This window comes from Epilithonimonas sp. (assembly GCF_036780765.1).
Classification (GTDB): domain Bacteria; phylum Bacteroidota; class Bacteroidia; order Flavobacteriales; family Weeksellaceae; genus Epilithonimonas.
In genome coordinates this window covers 203847-225963 of record NZ_DAIQCG010000001.1, presented here as the reverse complement: position 1 = coordinate 225963, position 22117 = coordinate 203847, and the positions used below count along the sequence as shown (strand labels likewise).

Here is a 22117-nt window from a genome sequence, read left to right as displayed (position 1 = left end):
ACTTAAGCTATATTTCTATTTCTTGGGTGGAAATTTAAAATAACATCTCTCAGTTCTTCCGTTTTCAGATGGGTATATACTTGAGTAGTCGTGATGCTGCTGTGCCCCAACATCTCTTGAATAAACCTCAAATCCGCACCATTTTGTAACAAATGCGTTGCAAAAGAATGTCTGAAAGTATGCGGAGAAATGCTTTTGTTAATTCCCGCTTTCTGAGTCAATTCTTTGATGATGATGAAAACAATCACTCTGGACATATTGTTTCCTCTTGTATTCAGGAAAACAATATCTTCATGTTTTTTATTGACTTTGATCTTTTTTCTAACATTTTGTATGTAGTCCTGAAGATATTCTGCAGTAGAATTTGCAAGAGGAACCAACCTGGTTTTCTCACCTTTACCTTCTACAATAATAAATCCTTCTTTGAAGTTGATGTTAGAAATTTTCAAATCTACCAATTCTGAAACGCGAAGTCCACAACCGTACAATACCTCCAGAATGCATTGGTTTCTTTGTCCAATGTCTGTTTTTTTATCAATACTGTTGATGATTTTGTCGATGTCATCCATACTCAAAGTATCAGGAAGATAAAGTCCCAATTTTGGACCTTCTAAAAGTGAAGAAGGATTGTCTTCTCTGTATTCTTCTTCCAAAAGAAATTTGAAAAAAGCCTTGATGGAAGAGATTCCTCTTGCTTGTGAACGTTCGCTGATTTTTTTTTTAGAAAGTTGATAGATGAATTCTTGTAGGTTTTCGTAAGAAATGTCGTGCGGAGAAACCTCTTCTAATTCTGTAGTTGCAAAGCTTTCCAGCTTTTTGATGTCTCTTACGTAAGCGTCTAATGTGTTGTCAGAGAAGCTTTTCTCAAATTTTAGAAAATTTGAGAAATCTGTAATTTTTTCGGACCAATTCATATTTGTGTTTTTTTTTAATTGTTTTGTAAAATATAATATTTATCTCATAAGATATACAATTCTTGTTCTGTAATGTTTAAAATATCAATTCCTGCGTTTTTTAAAAATTCTAATCCACTGTCGTCAGAATAACCGGTCATATAAACCACTTTTTCGATCCCGGATTGTAATATCAATTTACTGCATTCTTTGCATGGAGACATTGTTATGTATAACGTTGCACCTTTGCAAGATTGTGTGCTGCTAGCTATTTTTAATATAGCGTTGGCTTCTGCGTGAAGGACAAACCAGTTGGTTTTTCCATCTTCGTCTTCACAATTATTCTCGAAGCCAGAAGGTGTTCCGTTGTATCCGTCAGAAATTATCATTCTGTCTTTTACAATGAGCGCACCTACTTTTTTTCTCTTACAATAAGACAGATTTGCCCATTCAGACGCCATCTTAAGATAAGCAATATCGAATTTGTTATAATGCATTCTTCTAATTTAGTTGAAGGAAGGCTTTCTTTTTTCCAGAAAAGCTGAGACTCCTTCTTTAAAATCCTCTCCTGAGAATAATTCTCCAAAAGAATCAATCTCAGTTTCCATTCCATTTTCTTTGTCACTTGTATTCACTGCTTTTATAGCTTTTGCAATGCCTAATGGCGAATTTTTCACAATCTGCTCAGCTAATTCCTGAGTTTTTGCAAGCAATTCTTCCAAAGAAAAAACTTCATTCACCAAACCAATGGATTTGGCTTTTTCAGCAGTAATCATTTTTGCTGAAAAAATCATTTCATTAGCCAAACCTTTTCCTATCAATTTTGGCAATCTCTGGGTTCCTCCATAACCAGGAATCAATCCTAAAGTTACTTCTGGTAAACCTAATTTTGCATTTTCCGAAGCGTATCGTATGTGGCAAGATAATGCCAATTCTAATCCTCCACCTAAAGCAAAACCATTGATTGCTGCAATCACGGGTTTGTTCAAATCTTCTATTTTTTGAAAAACCAAATGTCCCCTTTTTGATAGTTCTTTTGCTTTTTCTGAGCTGTAGGTAGAAAATTCTTTGATATCTGCACCAGCCACGAAAGATTTTTCTCCACTTCCTGTAACAATCACACAGTTTACATTTTTATCAGAAGCCAAATTATCAAACACATTTTCCAAGTCATTAAAAACTTGAGCGTTCAAAGCATTTAAGCTTTCAGGTCTGTTGATTGTTACAACTGCAATTTTTTTGTCTATCGTTAATTTTATACTTTCGTAATTCATTTCAAAAAGAAGATTTTGATTAATTCTAAAATGATTTAGAAAACTAATTTAGAAATTCCTGCAATATAAACAAAATATTAATGAATAATTAATATTTCTATTTTTCATTTTTTAACCTTTGTAAATTATAATAATGAAAACTTTTTACAAAATAACACAGTTTGTCTTTAAAACATACATGTTGTTGCTGACTGTATTTGTAATTTCTTGTGGAAGTCGTAACTCATCCAACGGAAGTTTTGGTTACAAATCCACATCTGTATCCTATTATGCTAATAAATTTGATGGCAAAAAGACGGCAAGTGGCGAAACTTACAAACATTCTAAAATGACAGGTGCTCACAAGTCACTTTCATTTGGAACAAGAGTAGAAATCGTGAATGTTGAGAATGATAAATCGGTTATCATTACGGTAAATGACAGAGGCCCGCTGAAGCCTTCCAGAGAATTTGATTTGAGCCAAGGTGCTTTCAAGAAAATTTCAAATCTAAATGCCGGAATTTTAAAAGTAAAATATCGAATCCTTAAATAATATCGAATTTTTTTATATGTGATAAATGTTAAGAAATGATTCATCACATAATATTTTAAAAATGTTTAAATTTGCATAGCTTTTTAAAAGCAAACAAAATAAAAATCTTAAAAAATAACATCAAGACAATGAGTTACATTTCATTTATCGAAGCAAGACAAATTTTAGATTCTAGAGGGAATCCTACAATAGAAGTAGATGTTTTCACAGAAAGTGGAGCAATGGGACGTGCAGCTGTACCTTCTGGTGCATCTACAGGAGAGCACGAAGCGGTAGAGTTGAGAGACGGAGCGCCAGAATTCTTAGGGAAAGGTGTTTTGAAGGCGGTAGAAAATGTGAAAGAAGTTATCGCTCCAGAATTGATAGGATTACCAGTTTTCGAACAAAATTTGATTGATGCTGTGATGATTGACCTTGATGGAACTTCTAACAAAGGAAAATTGGGAGCCAATGCCATCTTAGGTGTTTCTTTGGCGGCTGCAAAAGCTGCTGCTGCTGAATTGAGAATGCCTCTTTATAAATATGTTGGTGGTGTAAATGCAAATACACTTCCTGTTCCAATGATGAACGTTATCAACGGGGGTTCTCACTCAGATGCGCCAATCGCTTTCCAGGAATTTATGGTTATGCCGGTAAAAGCAGATTCTTTCTCTCATGCTTTGAGAAAAGGAACTGAGATTTTCCACAGCTTGAAGTCTATTCTTCACGGTAGAGGTCTTTCTACTGCGGTAGGTGACGAAGGTGGATTTGCTCCAACTTTTACAGGAACAGAAGATGCTTTGGATACTTTGCTACAAGCTATAGAGAAGGCCGGTTACAAGCCAGGTGATGATGTAATGATTGCTTTGGATTGTGCCGCTTCAGAATTTTATAAAGACGGAGTTTACGATTACAGAAAATTCCAAACTCCAGATGCGCCAGTATTCTCTAGCAGCGAACAAGTTTCTTACCTTGCTGAATTGGCAAACAAATATCCAATTATCTCTATCGAAGATGGTATGCAAGAAAATGACTGGGCAGGTTGGAAAGAACTGACGGATAAAATTGGAGACAGAGTTCAGCTAGTTGGTGACGATTTATTCGTAACGAATGTTGAAAGATTGTCTAGAGGTATCAAAGAAAATACAGCAAACTCAATCCTTGTAAAAGTTAACCAAATTGGTTCTCTTTCTGAAACTATGGCTGCTGTACAAATGGCTCAACAAAACAGATATACAACTGTAATGTCTCACAGATCTGGTGAAACTGAAGATGCTACAATCGCTGATTTGGCAGTTGCACAAAACTGTGGACAAATCAAAACTGGTTCTGCGTCTAGATCTGATAGAATGGCGAAGTACAACCAATTATTGAGAATTGAAGAAGCTCTTGGAGAGACTGCAATTTTCCCTGGTTTGGAAGCATTTAAAATCAAAAGATAAGATTTAACAAAAATTTATAATTTAAAGCATCTGGAGTTTTTCAGGTGCTTTTTGTTTTTTATTTATTTGAAAATCAATTTGTTAATTTTTTGATTTTTCTTTAAATAATTATTTTTTTTATTCAATTATTGCTATTAATAGAATCGATTGTAAGATATGACTTTTGTCAGTTGACCATTCGCAAGTAAAGTACTATATTTAGCAGATAAAATTATTTATAAAATGTCAGACAATAAAGTTATATTAAATTACGACGGGAAAAGCTTTGAATATCCAATCGTAGATAGTACTATCGGAGACAGAGGAATTGATATTTCCAAACTGAGAGACCAAACAGGTTTAATTACTATGGATCTTGGTTACAAAAACACAGGTGCTACAATCAGTGAAATTACATACTTAGATGGTGATCAGGGTGAACTATTCTACAGAGGTTATCCAATAGAGCAGATTGCTGAGAAATCTAATTTTACGGAAGTAATGTATCTTTTGCTTCACGGAGAATTACCTACTAATGAGCAGTTTAATACCTTCAACAGTAACATCAAAAAATATAACTTCGTAGCAGAAGAGATGAAAAAAATCATCGATGCGTTTCCTCGTTCTGCGCATCCAATGGGAGTTTTGTCTACTTTAACTTCAGCTTTAACGGCATTCAACCCTAAAGCAGTAAATGTAAACTCTAAAGAGGAAATGGATATAGCTGCTGAATTGTTGATTGCAAAATTTGCACATCTAGCTGCTTGGACGTACAGAAAAACTTTAGGTCTTCCGCTTAATCACGGAGATAATAGCCTAAGCTATGTTGAAAATTTCTACAAAATGGCGTTCAGATTACCAAATGAAGAATTCGAAATGAATCCTGTGGTAATCGATGCATTAGATAAATTATTAATCCTACACGCAGATCACGAGCAAAACTGTTCTACTTCTACAGTAAGAATGGTAGGTTCTGCTCATACAGGTCTTTTCTCATCAGTTTCTGCTGGTATTTCTGCGCTTTGGGGTCCACTTCACGGAGGGGCTAATCAAGCAGTTATCGAAATGCTTGAGTTAATTGAAAAAGACGGTGGTGATGTAAACAAGTGGGTAGCTAAAGCTAAAGATAAAAACGATAGCTTCAGATTAATGGGCTTCGGACACAGAGTTTACAAAAACTTTGATCCAAGAGCAAAAATCATCAAAAAAGCGGCTGACGATTTATTAGAGGCATTAGGAATCCAGGATAAAGCTTTGGACATTGCAATGCAGTTGGAAAAAGTAGCTTTGGAGGACGCTTATTTCATCGAAAGAAAATTATATCCAAACGTAGATTTCTATTCTGGAATTATCTACAGAGCATTAGGAATTCCTACAGAAATGTTCACAGTAATGTTTGCATTAGGAAGATTACCAGGATGGATTGCTCAATGGAAAGAAATGAGATTGAAAGGAGATCCAATCGGAAGACCAAGACAGATCTATCAAGGGGCAGAAAAGCGTGATTACGTGAACATTGCAAACAGATAAAAATTATTGAAAATCAATATAAAATCCTCGAAATGAATTTTTCGGGGATTTTTTTTCGGCATTTTTATAATTTATCTAAAATTTTCTCCAACAATCTCGCTCTGGCAGTTGTTATTAACTAAAATAAAATATTATTGGTTTGAATCGTTTAATTATATTTGCGTGATTCTGAAATTATGAAACTAAATATCAAAAACGAAACAGGAAGGCTGAAATCTGTAGTTTTAGGACAACCAAAATCTAATGGACCAATTCCTACACTTGCAGAAAGTTATGATGCAAAATCTTACAACACGATTGAAAATAATATCTACCCAACAGAGGAAGATATTATATCTGAAATGACAGAGTTCGAAAAAGTGTTGAAGAAATATGATGTTGAGGTTTTTCGTCCCAAAATTATCAAAGATTACAATCAGGTTTTTGCCCGCGATGTAGCCTTTGTGATAGAAGACAAAATGATAATTTCTAATATCATTCCCGACAGAGCAGACGAACAAGAAGCTTACCGACATATCATCGACAAAGTTTCTTGGAGGAATGTGATTAATCTTCCGGAAAAAGCGCACATAGAAGGTGGTGATGTAATTGTTTGGGACGAGTTTCTTTTCATTGGAACAAGCTACAGCCCAGATTACCGAAATCTGAAAACGGCCAGAACCAACGAATATGCCATCGAAATCCTGAAAGAATATTTCCCAAAGAAAAGAATCATCGATCTTGATTTGAAGAAAAATGATACTAAACCTTATGAAGGAATTTTACATTTAGATTGCACTTTCAACCCCATTGGCAAGGACAAATGTGTGATTTACAAAAATGGATTTGTGGATGAGGATGATTATCAATTAGTGATAGATATTTTTGGGGAAGAAAATTGTTTCAATATCAATGACGAAGAGATGTTCCAAATGTTCCCGAATGTTTTCTCAATCGCGCCAGATGTAGTGGTTTCTGACAAGGCTTTCACGAGAATGAACAATCATTTCCGAAACGAATGGGGAATTACCGTCGAGGAAATTCCTTACCGTGAGATTTCTAAAATGGGAGGTTTGCTGAGATGTTCGACGCTTCCGTTGGTTAGAGAGTAGAAGGATTTGAGTATTTGAGAGTGTTGGTGTTTGAGTGTTATTTGATATTTTGTATTTTAGTTTAAAATACAACAGATGTCAACAGTTAAATTTCATCAAGATTTGAAAGTTTTTCAAAAGTCCTTTGATGTTGCAATGCAAATATTTGAACTCTCAAAAACATTTCCAAAAGAAGAAACATATTCTCTCAAAGACCAAATCAGGCGTTCTTCTCGGTCGGTTTCTGCTAATATTAGTGAGGCTTGGGGAAGACGAAAATATGAAAAGTCATTTGTCGCAAAGCTGACAGATTCTGAAGGAGAAGCAAGAGAAACCCAAACTTGGCTTCAGTTTTCATTAGCTTGCAATTACATAAATGAAGAACAATTTAGTAATTTGAATAATCAATATAATGAAGTAATTGGGATGTTGGTAACTATGATGAATCAATCTAATAAATGGTGTTCATTCTCATCAGAAAAATAACTCTCAAATTCTCTCATTCTAAAACCCTCAAACTTATACAATGCAGACTACAGATACAGTTTTGATGATAGAACCAGTTGCTTTCGGATTCAATGAGCAGACGGCGGTTAATAATTATTTTCAGGTTCAACAAGAAGGGAATGTTCAAGATGAAGCTTTGAAAGAATTCAATTCTTTTGTTGAAAAATTGAGAGCGAAAGGCATCAATGTGATTATCATCAAAGATACACTTGAGCCAAAAACGCCAGATTCAATTTTCCCAAATAACTGGGTAAGTTTTCACAGAGACGGAAAAGTGGTTTTATATCCAATGTTTGCAGAAAACAGACGTTTGGAAAGACGGAATGATATTCTTGACCAAATCAAGGAACAATTTAACATCAGCGAAATCATCGATTATTCTGAAATCGAAAAAGACAATAAATTCCTGGAAGGAACAGGAAGTATGATTTTCGATCACGATAACAAGATTGCTTATGGTTCGGTTTCTTTGAGATTGGATGAAGATTTGTTCAGAAAATTCTGCAGTGAATTTGGATTCAAACCTGTGGTTTTTCATTCTTATCAAACCGCTGGCGAAGAAAGATTACCGATTTATCATACCAATGTGATGATGTGTGTCGCGGACAAATTCGTTGTGATTTGTCTGGATTGTATCGATGACGAATTGGAAAGAGAAAAAGTCGTAGAAACCATCAAAAACTCAGGAAAAGAATTGATAGAAATCTCTGAAAACCAAATGCAAAATTTCGCCGGAAATATGCTTCAGGTTCAGAATAATTCGGGAGAGAAGTTCTTAGTAATGAGTCAAAGTGCCTACAAATTTTTGAAGCCGGAACAAGTTTCTACGATTGAGAAATACTGCGAAATTATTTATTCAGATTTAGAAGTGATAGAAACCAATGGCGGTGGAAGTGCAAGATGTATGCTGGCTGAGGTTTTTCTGCCTAAGAAATAAAATGCTATTTTAAATTAACATAAAAAATCCCGAAGAACTTCTTCGGGATTGCTTTTGAAAATAATAATTTGATAAGGAAAATATAATGTAATTATCTGGTGCGGTTTTTAATGTCCTTGTCTGCGCTGCTGATATCTCTTATTTTCTGAACTTTTTTGTTCCCGAAGTTATAAGTGATACTGAAGTTCACACTTTGGTTATATTGATTTTGATTGATATAATTATAGTTTCCACTGGCTTGAGAATTGTCATTAATCACAACTTTATTCGTTTTCAGAAGGTCATAGATTTCAAGTGCAAAAGTCCAGTCGTTCCATACTTTTTTGATGTTGGCATCCAAACTCATTAAAGATTTCAGTTGTCCCAATTCTATCTGCTGATTGTCCACATACCAATAGTTCACGCCTAAAAACCAAGTTTTCTTTTTATCCAGTCTTACAGTGTTGTTGGTTTGTATCAATAAACTATTGGATTTGATTTTGTTCACATAATCTGGAAAAATATCGCCCGTAATCGGGTCTGTATTTAAAAAACCGTTATTGATATTTCTTTGCAATCCGATATTGAAATTGGTTGTCAAATATTGTTTGAAAAAAGATTTTTGCATCCCAATCATTGCAGACATCTCTTGTTTATCTCCGAAATTGGTTCTAATGTAGCGCAGTTCTCGGTCAGTGATTTGATTTCCGTGGACATCCAAAACTGGTTGATTGTTGGCATCCAATCTTACTTTGTCTCTTTGCAAAGGAACTTGTGTAATTGCATTTTTCGTTAATGAGTGATTGATTATCAGGAAGTAAGAACTCTTGAACATATATGTGAACTCATTGGTGTAAACCGAAGACGCTTTCACGAAAGGATTATTCTGCGTATAGTTGACATTGGTAAGATAATTCTTGACAGGATTCAGTTCCCAAAAACTTGGTCTTCTCATTCTACTGGAAAAAGCATACGAAATATTATTCTTGTCGTTAATCGCATAGTTCAAACTCGCATAAGGCAACCAATTATTATAATCTCTTTCAATATTGCTGAAGTCCGAATTGTCCGATTTTCCAACACTGCTCGTCAATTCATATCTAGAACCTATTTTTCCTGAGAATTTATCAGAAAACTTTTTTTCCAAGGTTACATAGAAGCCATAGATATTCTCATCGTAAATAAAATGGTTGGGTGTAGATATAGGGCTGCTGATTGGTTTTCCGTATTGGTCTACCAGATTTCCGTCCTTGTCATAATAATAAGTGTCATTCTTGGTATCGTTGTCGGTTTTTGTTTTGTTAAAGTTTCCTCCGATAGCCACTGTGAAGTCATTTTTTAATTTTTTGATATAATCAACCGTAGATGAGAAATTATTAATAATCTGAGGCGTATTTTGTATAATGATAGTCGAAGGATTGAAAACCTGTCTCGTCAAATCGGTCGTATAAGTTCTGTTGTCTGCATTCTGAAATCTTTTATAATTAAGATAAGCTGCATTCAGATTCAACTTACTTCCGAGTGTGTCTGTCTTCCATTCATAATTAAGGTTTAGGGAGTTGTTGTACGAACGTGAGTTTTCAACATTTTTAGTCAGACTGTATCTTGTTTCTATATTGCCTTTTTCGTTGGGAGCGATAATCGTATTGAATAGATTGGAACCAGAGCCATAGCTTCTGTTTGCCCAAGAATTATAAGTCAAAGCCAAATTACTATTGTCATTCAACTGATAATCAATGTTCAGATAGCCGCCTAAGTTTTTATTAGGATCAGATACCCGTCCTTCTGACTGGTTGCTGGATTTATCATTTCCGTTTCTCAGAATATAATATTGCTCTTGAATATTTTGACTCGTGTTGATGTTGGAACTGATTCCCAACTTATCTTTTCTGTAATTAAGCGAAACGCCTGCATAAGAAGAGTTATAATAGCTTTGGGCGTTTCCCATTCTCATATTTCCGTTCAGTCCGTCGGTCATTTTTTTCTTCAAAACGATGTTGATGATTCCGTCCGAAGATTCAACCTGATATTCACTTCCGGGAAGCGTAATCACTTCAATTTTCTGAATATTTTCTGCGGGTGTATTTTTCAGAAATTGAGTTAATGACTCCGCATCCATATTGGTTTTTCTTCCATTAATGAAAATCACAGCGTTGTTTTTCCCAATGATTTTCAAAGTTTTATCATCCGTGGAAGAAACCAATGGTGTTTGCTTCAAAAGATTGAATGCTGTGTTTCCTTTAGCCACTGGCGATGCGGCAACATCATAAACGAAACGGTCACTTTGTTTTTTGAAAACTTGTTTGGTTAAGCTTACTGCTTCTATGTTTTTTGTTGTCGCTGTATCTTTTTTAGGTGTTTCCTGTGCATAAATCAATCCTGAAAAAAATATTGCTGCCATTAGGATTTTAGTTTTCATAATACGTGGTTTTATTTAGGTAGTTTGTATTTTCTAATAATTTATATTGCAAAGATATATATTAAAATTAGTATTATGCAATACAAAGTAGTAAATAAAATTATTTAATTGTTTTAATTGGTTGATTATCAATATTAAAAATTTAACCGATTTATAAGTAAGACAAGTGGAAGCAGAAATATGTTACATCAGAATCAGTGAAAAAATGAAAAAAGCCACTGCATATTTTGCAATGGCTTCATTATCCGAGATTTCGGACTATAATTTTTAAAGTTTTATTTTATTATTTTGATGAAATTCTAAATCAAAACTGCGTTCGGATTTTCAAATTCTTCATTCTTTTCAAAATGTGAAAGACTCGTCAAAGAACTGGTTGCAATCTGTTCCAAAGCTTCTTCCGTGAAGAAAGCCTGATGTGCCGTAACCAAAACATTTGGAAAACTCATCAATCTTTGGATTGTGTCATCTTCGATAATTGTATGAGAAAGATCTCGGAAAAATAACTTTTCTTCCTGCTCATAAACATCAATTCCGAGATAACCGATGTGTTTGGATTTCAATCCGTGAATTACAGCTTTGGTATCAATCAATCCGCCTCGGCTTGTGTTGATAATCATTACATTTTCCTTCATTTTTTTGATTGAATCCGCATTAATCAAATGACGTGTAGAATCCATCAAAGGACAGTGAAGTGAAACAATATCAGATTCAGAAAGTAATTCTTCTTGAGAAACATATTCAATTCCTAGATTTTTAAGTTCTTGATTTTCTACAATATCATAAGCTAAAACTCGCGCTCCAAATCCTCTTGCAATCTTAGCAAAAGCAGCACCGATGTTTCCAGTTCCCATAACGCCAATTGTTTTCTGATAAAGATTAAATCCCATCAATCCATTCAACGCAAAGTTCTGTTCACGAACTCTATTATAAGCTTTATGGGTTTTTCTATTGAGTGTAAGAATCATCGCCATTGCGTGTTCAGCAACCGCTTCAGGAGAATAAGCAGGAACTCGGCAAACTCTCAAACCAAGACGTTTTGCCGCTTCCAAATCCACATTGTTGAAACCTGCGCAACGCAACGCAATATATTTTACGCCTTTTTTGGCTAGATGTTCGAGAACTTCTGCATCCAGTTTATCATTGACAAAAGCGCAAACAGCTTCTGTGTTTCCGATAAGATTCAGAACGTGTGGACCGAGATGCGTTTCAAAATGATCCAATTCAAAATTGAAATTCTTGTTGATTTTGCCAAAGAATTCTTTGTCGTAAGGCTTGGAGGAGAAGAATGTGATTTTCATATTTTAAAGATATAATGATTTAGTTTTTAACCACAAAAGTCACATAAGATTTATGAAAAAAGGACCAATAAGTTTAATTTGATATTTCCCTTTTTTTCTCTTTTCCATCAATAAAATGTTTAGTATTGATTTTTCTTTTGCAACTTTTGTGGTCTATATATTTTAATTCAAAAAGATAATTTCCCTTGGACAATCATCAGTTGCCTCTATCTTTTCGAGCTAATTTTTTATCAACCCAAATCGTCGCAAAAGGGAAAAAAGCACCCATTAATGCGAAAATGAAATCTTCATCATCCCAATCATAGATTTTTCTAATTACTGGAAGGAATATAAGATATAGTGTGAAAAAAAGTCCATGGATACTCCCAATCGTACTGATGTAAATGATTGCGAAAAGACCCTCTGGCTCAACACGAATCCAAATCATTGCTGAAAATAATAAAAGCCACGAAACAGCTTCTGCAAAGCAAATTTGCTTAAACCATTTGATGAGTTTTTCTTCCGGATATTTTGAGTAATATTTGTCTATAAAGTTCATTAGAGCTACTTATAATATATTCTTAAATTAATTTCAGCTTTTACTGGAAATCCTGAATAGGTTGCGGGTGCAAATATTGATTTTTCGACAAATTTTCTTAGATTTTTTTCCAAATAGGGTACAAATCTGCTATTTGTAGAATTATAAATATGATGGTGAAAACTGACAATTTTTAATAATTTACCATTCTCATTTAATAAAATAGAAATATCAGATAGTGATTTGTATTTATCCGATGGTTTATAAGGTTGATAATTATCGGGATAAGAAAAAGTTGAAAAAAAAGCTTTATTTAGGTCATCGTTTCCGTACATAAAATCTAAATAACTTCCATTATAAGTCCATTCTAAAAAATCACTGTGCTTAAATATTAAATCTGGATTTTTTTGAACATAATCTGAAACCGATTTTTTTAATAAATTATCTATGAAATCTTTGCCATACTTTTTTTCCGTTTCTTTTGTCATGTATAATTCATAACATTCACCATCATAACCACCGATATCACTTCTCATGTAATAACCTCCCCAACTAATATTATTTTCTCTTAGAATAATTTCTAATTCGCTTGCAGGCAAGAATTCGTCACCGTATGGTGCGGGAATATTCATGTAATATTTATTTATCTCTTTTGAGTCAGAAACTGCTTTCAGTGAATCTTTTTTGCAGTTTTGTCTATAATGCTTTTGACTTTGATCAAGAAATTTTTTATATAGAGAATCACTCTGTCCAAAAAATAGGCTTCCAAAGCATAATAAAAAAATAATAGCTATTATATTCTTCATACCAAATTTCATCTATAGAAATTGCTGCCATCCAAATAATCAAACACTTCTGGCGGTAACATTGGGCGAGTATTTTTACCTTCCTTGATCATATTTCGGATTTCCGTTGCAGACAATTCTATAATCGGTGCTTTGATTAGAGAGATATTTTCGTGCTGTAGATAATCCACTTTTTTTTCTTCATCAAAAATTCTAGGATAAACAATGATATGGTATTTTTCCAAAAGTAACTCGTAGTTTTTCCATTTGTGAAGACTTTTTAGATTGTCTTCACCCATTATCAAAGAGAAAGAATAATCTGGATATTTCTCATTCAGATAAGTCAAAGTATCAATGGTGTAACTTGGAACAGGAAGCGAAAATTCTACATTGGAAGCCCGCATTTTTGGATAATTTTTAATTGCTAATTGAACCATATCCAGACGATTGTGATCTTTCAGTAAAGATTTTTTATCCTTAAAGGGATTTTGTGGACTTACTACAAACCACAATTCTTCCATATCAGAATTCTCCAAAATATAATTTCCAAGAATCAAGTGCCCAATATGAATGGGATTGAATGAGCCGAAAAACAATCCTATTTTTTTCATAAATGCTTATTCTTTATTCGTGAAACTTCACATCTCGTATGTTCAGAAAATGTGAGACATTACCTTTCCAATGATTTTCTTCTATGGTAAATGCCAAATCGAAAGTTTTAGTTTTAAAATCATCTGCAAACTGCCCGAATCGGAAACCAACACATTCTACGTTTCGACCCGTGTTTGGCTGTAAAATATTGAATTTTAAATGTGTACTTTCTTTTCCCATCAATCTTACATAACCATTGACTTTCACATTTTTCAAAACCAAAACTGGTTTCATATTCTGTGGCCCAAATGGCGCTAATTTTCTATGGAAGTTGATGAATTCACGATTCAAATCTTCAGGATTTACAACGCTATCAATATAAATTGTCGGTTCTTTCTGATGATCTTGGATATTATTTTTCACATAATTTTCAAAACGAATTTTGAATTCTTCAAACTTTTCTTTCTCCATAGAAAGTCCTGCAGCAGCCTGATGTCCTCCAAATTTCATAAACAAATCCGAGCAATGTTCCAACGCTTTATGAATATCAAAATCTGAAACAGATCTTGCGGAAGCTACTAATTCGCCATTATTACCTTCGGTAAAAACTAAAGTCGGTTTGAAGTAATTTTCAATCAAACGGGAAGCTACAATGCCAATCACGCCCTTGTTCCAACTTGGATCATAAACGATGGTTGAAAAACATTCGGTTTTTTGTAATTCCAAAGCCTGACTCATCGCAGATTGTGTAATGTTGATATCCATCTCGCGACGTTCATCATTCAGATTAATAATCTCATCAACAATTTGCTGAGCTTGTTTCAAATTGTCAGAAATCATCAATTCTACCGAAGCTTTCGCGTGCGAAATTCTCCCTGCAGCATTGATTTTTGGCGCAATATCAAAAACGATATTCGAGATTTCGAAATGTGCTAATTTTTCTTCAGGAATCAAAAGTCTTAATCCAAATTTTCTTGTTTTTCGAAGGAATTTCAAACCTTGCATTGCCAGAACTCGGTTTTCACCTGTCATCGCAACAATATCAGACGCAATGCTGATTGCTAAAAGATCGGTCAATTCAAAAAGTTCACTTTCCGGGATTTTATAGATTGTATTCAGACCTTGGCAAAGTTTGAAACCAACGCCACAGCCACTTAATTCTTTATAAGGATATCGGCAGTCTTTTCTTTTTGGATCCAGAACAGCAACCGCTTTCGGAAGTTTGTCTCCAGGCAAATGGTGATCACAAATAATGAAATCTACACCAACAGAATTCGCCAAATCAATTTTATCAACAGATTTGATTCCGCAGTCTAAAGCAATAATTAACGAAAAACCATTGTCTTTGGCAAAATGGATTCCTTCATCAGATATCCCGTAACCTTCAACATTTCTATCTGGGATGTAAAAATCAAGGTATTTTTTATCGACAATTTTGCTTAGATAAAGATACATCAGCGCAACAGCCGTTGTTCCATCTACATCATAATCACCATAAACTAGTATTTTTTCGCCATTTTCAATCGCTGTTGCAATGCGTTCTACCGCTTTTTGCATATCAGCCATCAGAAAAGGATTATGGATGTCGGTTCCGTTTGGTTTGAAGAATTCGCGTGCTTTTTGATAATTATTAATCTCCCGCATCACTAGGATTTTGGATTCTAAAGTTCCAAAACCAATCGAAGAAATCAGTCCATCAACAATTTCTTCATCAGGCTCGGTTTTATAAATCCACTTTTGACTCATAGTTACAAAAGTAACGAAAAAAAACGGCTTTGAGAAATTAAAACGCTTGCTAAATCAATAACAACTGTTTCTGTATTTAGAATTATTAATCTCTTATTCTTTGATGATTTTTTTAGTTTCGATTCCAGATTCGGTTTCGATAGAGATAATATAATTTCCTTTTGGAAGAGCAAAAATATCAATTTTTGAAGAATTGTTATTTTCGGTTTTGACTAAAGCTCCAGAAGTATTATACAATTTAACTGATTTTATAGTTTCATTAGATTTAATATTGATAAAATCCGAAGTTGGATTTGGAAATACTTTGACCTCGGTTTTCACAACATCAGAAACTTCAAGATAATCCATATCTTTTACGATGATATTATCAACAATAAAACCGCTTCCGTCATTATCAAATTCGAAATTCAAATCATTCACTCTTACCACTTTGGAGCTTAATGGGGAGGTGTGAACCAATTGATTGTCAAGATAATATTTTATATCTTTTTCAGTAACGTGATCGATTTCAATTTTTAAATTATACCATTTTCCTGGAATCCAGTTTCCGAGCGCTTGAAAATTGAGATCATTATCAGCATAAAAATTTCCACTGATTAAAAAATTAAACCCACCAGCCCAAGAATAAGTGCCATTATTGTTATAATATAATGACAACATATAATATTCTGAACTGTCCAATTTTTCCAATTTTAAATCTGCAGAAACCATAAGTCTTTTATATTCTGGAATTTTTTTGAACAGATAAGTCATATTTTCTGTGTAGGCATTCGTGCTGGTGACTTCCACAGAATTATTGCCGTCTGTTGCTTTTCCAGTAACGACCTGGAAACTGCTGTTGGGAACATTGTCTGTTTTTACCGTCCATTCTTTTTGACCAATAACACTTCCAAGAGTATAACCTTCCGAAGTTTCAAACGAAATTTTCTGCTGTTGAGCCGATAACGAAACTGAAAATAAAGCAATTGCTAAAAAGAATAAAGTTTTCTTCATACATAAATTAAAAGGGAAGCGAATTTAGAAAAATAATTATTAATCTACTTATAATCAATAAAAAACCTTCCGAAAAAATCGAAAGGTTGTATGTGAAAGTCTATAATTTTTGAATCTATTTTGTATGATTCATTGCATTCGCATCGATATTTACACCAAGTCCTTGTGCAACTCTCATTCCTAGTTCAATATTAGCTCGGAAGAAATGACAAAGCTGACGATTGATGATTTCATCTCGTTTTGGTCCATCTATTCCGCTCATATGTCCAACAATATTATTGACCAAAGCTGTTCTCGCTTCTTGATTCAAAGCTTTTGTGTAGAATAAACCTGGTTGTGTATAATGGTCGTCATCATTTTGATTTCTGTTATAATTGGCAACGTGATTATTGTCCAAATCATAGTCAAAAGCTTTATGGGATTCGCTTGGCTCTACATCACTGAAACTGTTTGGATAATAATTTGGTTTGTCTTCATAATTAGAATCATCTGCCATAAAACCACCTCTTTGGAAATTGTTGACAGCAAATGGACATTTGTTAACTTCAAGTTGATGAGAGTTTACGCCTAATCTATATCTGTGTGCATCGGCATAAGAAAACAATCTTCCTTGTAGCATTTTGTCTGGAGAAAAGCTGATTCCATCTACCAAATGACTTGGTGCAAAAGCAGATTGTTCTACGTGAACGAAGTAGTTTCTTGGAACTTCATTCAGCTCCATTACGCCAACTTCCTGTAACGGAAATTCATCTTGGAACCAAACTTTAGTTACATCAAATGGATTCCAACGCCATTCTTTAGCTTGTTGTTCTGTCATTGTTTGGATGTAAAGCGTCCATTTTGGGAAATCTCCTTTTTCAATAGCGGTTACCAAATCTTCCTGAGAAAAATCCGGATTTTCACCTTTCATTTTCGTAGCTTCATCATCAGAAAAATTCTTGATACCTTGTTGTGTTTTGAAGTGAAATTTAACCCAAGTTCTTTCATTGTTTTCATTGATCATAGAAAAAGTATGAGAACCAAATCCGTGCATATGTCTGTATCCGTGAGGAGTTCCTCTGTCTGACATCAAAATTAAAACCTGATGAAGAGATTCTGGATTCAAAGACCAGAAATCCCAAACCATTGTTTTGCTTTTCAAGTTAGTTTTTGGAACACGTTTTTGAGTGTGGATAAAGTCGGGGAATTTTTTTGCGTCCTTGATAAAGAAAACAGGCGTGTTATTTCCTACTAGATCCCAATTTCCGTCTTCTGTGTAGAATTTCAAGGCAAAACCTCTTGGGTCTCTTTCTGTGTCAGCACTTCCCATTTCTCCACCTACAGTAGAAAATCTAGCGAACATTTTGCAGGAATTTCCAACTTTAGAAAACAATTTTGCTCTTGTATATTGGCTAATGTCGTGAGTAACCGTAAAAGTTCCATACGCGCCGGAACCTTTTGCGTGAACAATTCTTTCCGGAATTCTTTCTCTTACGAAATGTGCGAGATTCTCTTGTAAGATAAAATCCTGTAATAAAACCGGACCTCTTGGTCCAACAGTCTGTGAATCCTGATGCTCGTAATAGGGTGAGCCAACGGAATTTGTGAGTTTTTTCTTGTTTTCCATATTTTCTGATTTTATGATTTAATTCATTTGTTGAGAGGCAAAATTCGATAAAAAAACTTATTCATGAAACAAATTAATAAGTATATTTGTAATAGATAAAATTAATTACAAATCGTGAATATCCAACAACTAGAATATCTAATTGCAGTAGATAAATATAAGCATTTTGGTAAAGCTGCACAAGCCTGTTTTATTACTCAACCTACGCTTAGCGCAATGATTCAGAAATTTGAAGATGAGCTTGATGTGAAGGTTTTTGATAGAACAACACACCCGATCAGAACTACAGATGCAGGAGCCGAAGTAATCAAAGAAGCTCAGAAAGTCATCGATTCTGTAAATGAATTGAAGAATAAAGCTAATTTCCTCAACAACATTCTTGCAGGTAAGCTTAACCTCGGGATTATTCCGACTGTTTCAAGTTATGTTCTTCCAAACGAGATTTTTAGTTTCTTAAAAAAGAATCCTCAGATTGAATTGAATATCAAAGAAATGACGACCGAAAGCATCATCAAATCTTTGAAATCTGGTGAATTGGATGCGGGAATTATTTCTACACCTTATTCTGCGGCGGACGAGTTTTATCAGGATTTTCTTTTCAATGAGGAATTGATGCTTTATTCTGCTAATCAAGAAGCTGGTGTGAAAAAAGATTGTTTCGTAGTTCCTGATGACATTGATGTAAATAAAGTTTGGCTTTTGGAAGAAGGAAACTGCCTTAGAACTCAGTTTGAGAATATTTGTCATCTTAAAGAAAATTCTTTGAAACCAAATAACTTAGAGTTTTTAGCTTCCAATATCAATACATTGATTCAAATGGTTGATAAAGTTGGTGGTATTACGATCCTTCCGGAAATGGGAGTTGAGCAGTTGTCGACTGAACAGAAACAAAAAGTTTCCAGATTCATTAAGCCGTTTCCTTTTAGAGAAATCAGTTTAATTTATTATAAACCAACTTATAAGCAAAAAATCATTGATGAGTTGATTTCAGAAATCAGAACATCTATGGAACAGAGGCTTAATTATTATAAGGATCAAGAAAATTACGTCAGCATCAAACCTGAATAAATTCATACTGAATTAATATGAATTGATTTTGAAGTTTAAGATTTACTTTGTAAATTTGCACTCGATTTTTGAATAAACGGAGGAGAACTTTGACTGATTGCAACCTCAATAAAAAATGCTAAAACAGATTTTTCTCTTTTAGTTCCTTTTTTACAATCAGCAGTTTATCCTTAAACAAATTAATATAAAAGGAATTTATTTATGTCTTATTTATTTACGTCCGAATCAGTTTCTGAAGGGCATCCTGATAAAGTTGCAGATCAGATTTCTGATGCGCTTATTGACCATTTCTTGGCTTATGACAAAAACTCAAAAGTAGCTTGTGAAACGTTGGTTACGACTGGTCAAGTAGTTTTGGCAGGTGAAGTCAAGTCTGATGCTTATCTAGATGTACAGCATATTGCGAGAGATGTGATCAACAAAATTGGTTACACGAAAAGCGAATATATGTTCAATGGTGATTCTTGTGGTGTGATTTCTGCAATCCACGAGCAGTCTCCCGATATCAATCAAGGTGTTGACAGAACTTTGGACGAGACTGATTTTGAGGCTAGAGCAAATGCTCAAGGTGCTGGAGATCAAGGGATGATGTTTGGGTACGCCACCAACGAAACTGAAAATTATATGCCTTTGGCTTTGGATCTTGCGCATCAAATTCTAAAAGAATTGGCAGATCTTAGACGAGAAGGAAATGCAATTCCGTACCTGCGTCCAGATGCAAAATCTCAGGTAACAATCGAGTATTCTGATGATCACAAACCTGTAAGAATCGACAGTATTGTTGTTTCTACGCAACACGATGATTTCGGAAGCGAAGATGCGATGCTAGCTAAAATCAAGAAAGATATTATCGAAATTTTAATTCCTAAAGTTAAGGCTAAACAAAAGCCGAAAATTCAGGAATTGTTCAATGGTGATATCAAATATCATATCAACCCAACTGGAAAATTTGTAATCGGTGGTCCTCACGGAGATACAGGTTTAACGGGAAGAAAAATTATCGTTGATACTTACGGTGGAAAAGGTGCTCACGGAGGTGGTGCTTTCTCTGGAAAAGATCCTTCTAAAGTTGACAGAAGTGCAGCTTACGCAACAAGACACATTGCGAAAAACTTAGTTGCTGCAGGTGTTGCAGATGAAGTTTTGGTACAGGTTTCTTATGCGATTGGTGTTGCAGAGCCTTGTGGGCTTTACATTAATACTTATGGAACTTCAAAATTGAATATCAATGATGGAGAATTGGCTAAGAAAGTTCAGCAATTGTTTGACCTTAGACCTTATGCAGTTGAGAAAAACCTTAAATTGAGAAATCCTATCTATATAGAAACTGCAGCTTACGGACATATGGGGAAAGATTATTATGTAGCTGATAAAACCTTCAACAAAGGACAGAAAAACGAATTAACTTTGAAAGATCTAGAATTCTTCACTTGGGAGAAATTGGATCGAGTAGAGGATATCAAAAAAGAATTCGGATTGTAAAATTCGTAATTTTAGAAATCTGGAAACTGCTTTATCTTTTGGTAAAGCAGTTTTTTATTCTAAACTTCTATCTAGAACATAAAAACTCTATAAAATTTTGTGTTCCTTTGCCCCAGTAAAATTTTCAAAATCTCTTTTGTTAATTTTGTCGTATATAATATCAGATAAAAAATGAAATCTAGACTTTACACTATTATATTGTTAATTGCTTTTTGTGGACTTACAAAAGCCCAGGTGACGGTTCATAAAATGTTGAATGTTGGCTACACTTATCAAAATCAAAGTTTTGGGGAAGTTGGTGGAAAGTTACTTTTTCTAAGCAATGATGATGTGATTTTCAGAACTGGAGTTTCTGCTTTAATGGGATCTGCGAATCAGAAATTTGCTATAATGCCAAAAGTTCAAGCCGATTTTCTTTTAAATTTTGAGAAAAATGTAGATTTCTATCATTCTTATTATTTTGTAACCGGAGCAGAAGCTACTAATAAATATATTGCACCAAAAGTTGGTTTTAGTCTTTTTGGGATTGTAGATTTGATGGGAGGTTATGGATTTTCTCTTGATAAAGATGGGATAAATGGGAAAGAACTGAAAGGACTTAATATTAATTTCACAATAAATATACCGTTAGTGCTTATAAAATGATTTAACTTTTTTAATTTTTATGCATCAAATGAAAAGAAATTGAAAGTTTAACAATCCCTTAACATTTTGTTAAATCTTTTTTATTATTTTTACACACCTAAAAATAATGGTGTATAGAAGAAATTTACTCTTAAAAAAATAATAACAGAACCGAAACTGTCAGATTGATTACACTGTAATTGGTGGAAGCATAGGTTCAAATATTTAGGAGTGAATATGAAAACGCAAAACGATAGCCAACTAATCCTACTTTATCAGAACGGAGAGGAAAAAGCCCTTTCAGCACTAATCAATAAGCACAAGAAAGATCTTTTTTCCTTTATCTTTTACAAATTGATGGATGAAGATTTGGCCAATGACATCTTCCAAGATACTTTTATCAAAATTATTATTACGCTAAAAGAAGGCCGCTACAAAGAAGAAAACAAATTCATTCTATGGGCCAAAAGAATCGCTCATAATCTCATCATCGATCATTATAGATTACAATCTAAAAATATTAAAATTTCTGAAACTTCTTACGAGAATGAAGAATTTTCCATCTTCGATATTATCAAAGAACCAGAAAATAATATTGAAGATAAATTAATCGCAAATCAAATAAATGAGGATTTGCTAAAGATGCTTGTGATGTTGCCATACAATCAGCAAGAGGTGATTAAGCTTAGGTTTTTTGATGGTTTAAGTTTCAAAGAGATTGCAGATCATACAGATACGAGTATCAACACAACGCTTGGAAGAGTGAGATATGCACTCATTAATTTGAGAAAAATAATGGATGAACATAAAATTATTTTAACAAAATAATAATAAAGATTTTTTTTTGGCGTTATAGTTGTAAAAGT

General features: G+C 34.0%; 21 protein-coding genes. 10 read left to right on the top strand and 11 right to left on the bottom strand.

Translation table 11 applies throughout. The annotated features are described in order from the left end of the window. Positions 1-2: 2 nt before the first annotated feature. Genes xerD through V7P73_RS01115 form a run of 3 tightly spaced genes read right to left on the bottom strand, consistent with a single transcriptional unit; the run spans position 3 to position 2167 of the window. The gene (gene xerD, locus V7P73_RS01125; RefSeq protein WP_333850718.1) at positions 3-914 is read right to left on the bottom strand and encodes a site-specific tyrosine recombinase XerD; all 912 of its coding nucleotides are present in this window, start codon (positions 912-914) and stop codon (positions 3-5) included. A 44-nt stretch (positions 915-958) separates the two neighbouring features. Further along, positions 959-1390, bottom strand: a complete 432-nt coding sequence (locus V7P73_RS01120; protein WP_333850716.1) for a deoxycytidylate deaminase — start codon at positions 1388-1390, stop codon at positions 959-961. Positions 1391-1399: 9 nt separating this feature from the next. Then, positions 1400-2167, bottom strand: coding sequence for an enoyl-CoA hydratase/isomerase family protein (locus V7P73_RS01115; RefSeq protein WP_333850714.1), 768 nt, complete (start codon positions 2165-2167; stop codon positions 1400-1402). A 133-nt stretch (positions 2168-2300) separates the two neighbouring features. Between V7P73_RS01115 and V7P73_RS01110 the strand changes: the two genes are divergently transcribed. The 6 genes from V7P73_RS01110 to ctlX all read left to right on the top strand — a co-directional run bounded on the left by V7P73_RS01110 (position 2301) and on the right by ctlX (position 8143). Continuing rightward, positions 2301-2699, top strand: coding sequence for a septal ring lytic transglycosylase RlpA family protein (locus V7P73_RS01110; protein WP_333850712.1), 399 nt, complete (start codon positions 2301-2303; stop codon positions 2697-2699). Positions 2700-2827: 128 nt separating this feature from the next. Continuing rightward, complete coding sequence (gene eno / locus V7P73_RS01105) at positions 2828-4120, top strand: phosphopyruvate hydratase (RefSeq protein WP_333850710.1); 1293 nt, start codon at positions 2828-2830, stop codon at positions 4118-4120. A gap of 222 nt (positions 4121-4342) precedes the next feature. Then, a complete protein-coding gene (locus V7P73_RS01100) occupies positions 4343-5629 on the top strand; it encodes a citrate synthase (protein ID WP_333850708.1) in 1287 nt (428 codons plus the stop codon). A gap of 176 nt (positions 5630-5805) precedes the next feature. Beyond that, a complete protein-coding gene (locus tag V7P73_RS01095; RefSeq protein ID WP_333850707.1) occupies positions 5806-6720 on the top strand; it encodes a dimethylarginine dimethylaminohydrolase family protein in 915 nt (304 codons plus the stop codon). A gap of 75 nt (positions 6721-6795) precedes the next feature. Continuing rightward, entirely contained in the window at positions 6796-7185 is a 390-nt protein-coding gene (locus V7P73_RS01090) for a four helix bundle protein (RefSeq protein WP_333850705.1), read from the top strand. Positions 7186-7225: 40 nt separating this feature from the next. Further along, positions 7226-8143, top strand: coding sequence for a citrulline utilization hydrolase CtlX (ctlX, locus tag V7P73_RS01085; protein ID WP_333850703.1), 918 nt, complete (start codon positions 7226-7228; stop codon positions 8141-8143). Between the two features lie 91 nt (positions 8144-8234). On the opposite strand, the gene V7P73_RS01080 is transcribed toward ctlX, so the two are convergent. The 8 genes from V7P73_RS01080 to V7P73_RS01045 form a co-directional block, all read right to left on the bottom strand. Beyond that, the gene (locus tag V7P73_RS01080) at positions 8235-10541 is read right to left on the bottom strand and encodes a TonB-dependent receptor domain-containing protein (RefSeq protein WP_442896950.1); all 2307 of its coding nucleotides are present in this window, start codon (positions 10539-10541) and stop codon (positions 8235-8237) included. A 299-nt stretch (positions 10542-10840) separates the two neighbouring features. Beyond that, on the bottom strand, positions 10841-11839 hold the full coding sequence (locus tag V7P73_RS01075) for a 2-hydroxyacid dehydrogenase (protein ID WP_333850700.1): 999 nt from the start codon (positions 11837-11839) through the stop codon (positions 10841-10843). A 196-nt stretch (positions 11840-12035) separates the two neighbouring features. Next, positions 12036-12377 (bottom strand): DUF3817 domain-containing protein, encoded by a 342-nt coding sequence (locus tag V7P73_RS01070; protein ID WP_333850698.1) that lies wholly within the window; start codon positions 12375-12377, stop codon positions 12036-12038. A 5-nt stretch (positions 12378-12382) separates the two neighbouring features. Beyond that, on the bottom strand, positions 12383-13162 hold the full coding sequence (locus V7P73_RS01065; protein WP_333850696.1) for a hypothetical protein: 780 nt from the start codon (positions 13160-13162) through the stop codon (positions 12383-12385). Positions 13163-13170: 8 nt separating this feature from the next. Beyond that, on the bottom strand, positions 13171-13752 hold the full coding sequence (gene nadD, locus V7P73_RS01060; protein ID WP_312761791.1) for a nicotinate (nicotinamide) nucleotide adenylyltransferase: 582 nt from the start codon (positions 13750-13752) through the stop codon (positions 13171-13173). A 13-nt stretch (positions 13753-13765) separates the two neighbouring features. Next, complete coding sequence (recJ, locus tag V7P73_RS01055) at positions 13766-15478, bottom strand: single-stranded-DNA-specific exonuclease RecJ (RefSeq protein ID WP_333850691.1); 1713 nt, start codon at positions 15476-15478, stop codon at positions 13766-13768. 93 nt (positions 15479-15571) lie between these two features. Beyond that, entirely contained in the window at positions 15572-16471 is a 900-nt protein-coding gene (locus tag V7P73_RS01050; RefSeq protein WP_333850689.1) for a T9SS type A sorting domain-containing protein, read from the bottom strand. Between the two features lie 115 nt (positions 16472-16586). Beyond that, positions 16587-18077, bottom strand: a complete 1491-nt coding sequence (locus V7P73_RS01045) for a catalase (protein ID WP_333850687.1) — start codon at positions 18075-18077, stop codon at positions 16587-16589. A 114-nt stretch (positions 18078-18191) separates the two neighbouring features. Here V7P73_RS01045 and V7P73_RS01040 point away from each other — a divergent pair, with 114 nt between their 5' ends. The 4 genes from V7P73_RS01040 (at position 18192) to V7P73_RS01025 (ending at position 22079) form a co-directional block, all read left to right on the top strand. Next, positions 18192-19145: a hydrogen peroxide-inducible genes activator gene (locus V7P73_RS01040; protein WP_333850685.1), complete on the top strand. Its 954-nt coding sequence runs from the start codon at positions 18192-18194 to the stop codon at positions 19143-19145. Between the two features lie 201 nt (positions 19146-19346). Then, on the top strand, positions 19347-20627 hold the full coding sequence (metK, locus tag V7P73_RS01035; protein ID WP_333850683.1) for a methionine adenosyltransferase: 1281 nt from the start codon (positions 19347-19349) through the stop codon (positions 20625-20627). Between the two features lie 171 nt (positions 20628-20798). Next, positions 20799-21272: a hypothetical protein gene (locus V7P73_RS01030; RefSeq protein WP_333850682.1), complete on the top strand. Its 474-nt coding sequence runs from the start codon at positions 20799-20801 to the stop codon at positions 21270-21272. 216 nt (positions 21273-21488) lie between these two features. Then, complete coding sequence (locus V7P73_RS01025) at positions 21489-22079, top strand: RNA polymerase sigma factor (RefSeq protein WP_333850681.1); 591 nt, start codon at positions 21489-21491, stop codon at positions 22077-22079. The last annotated feature ends 38 nt before the right edge of the window (positions 22080-22117 follow it).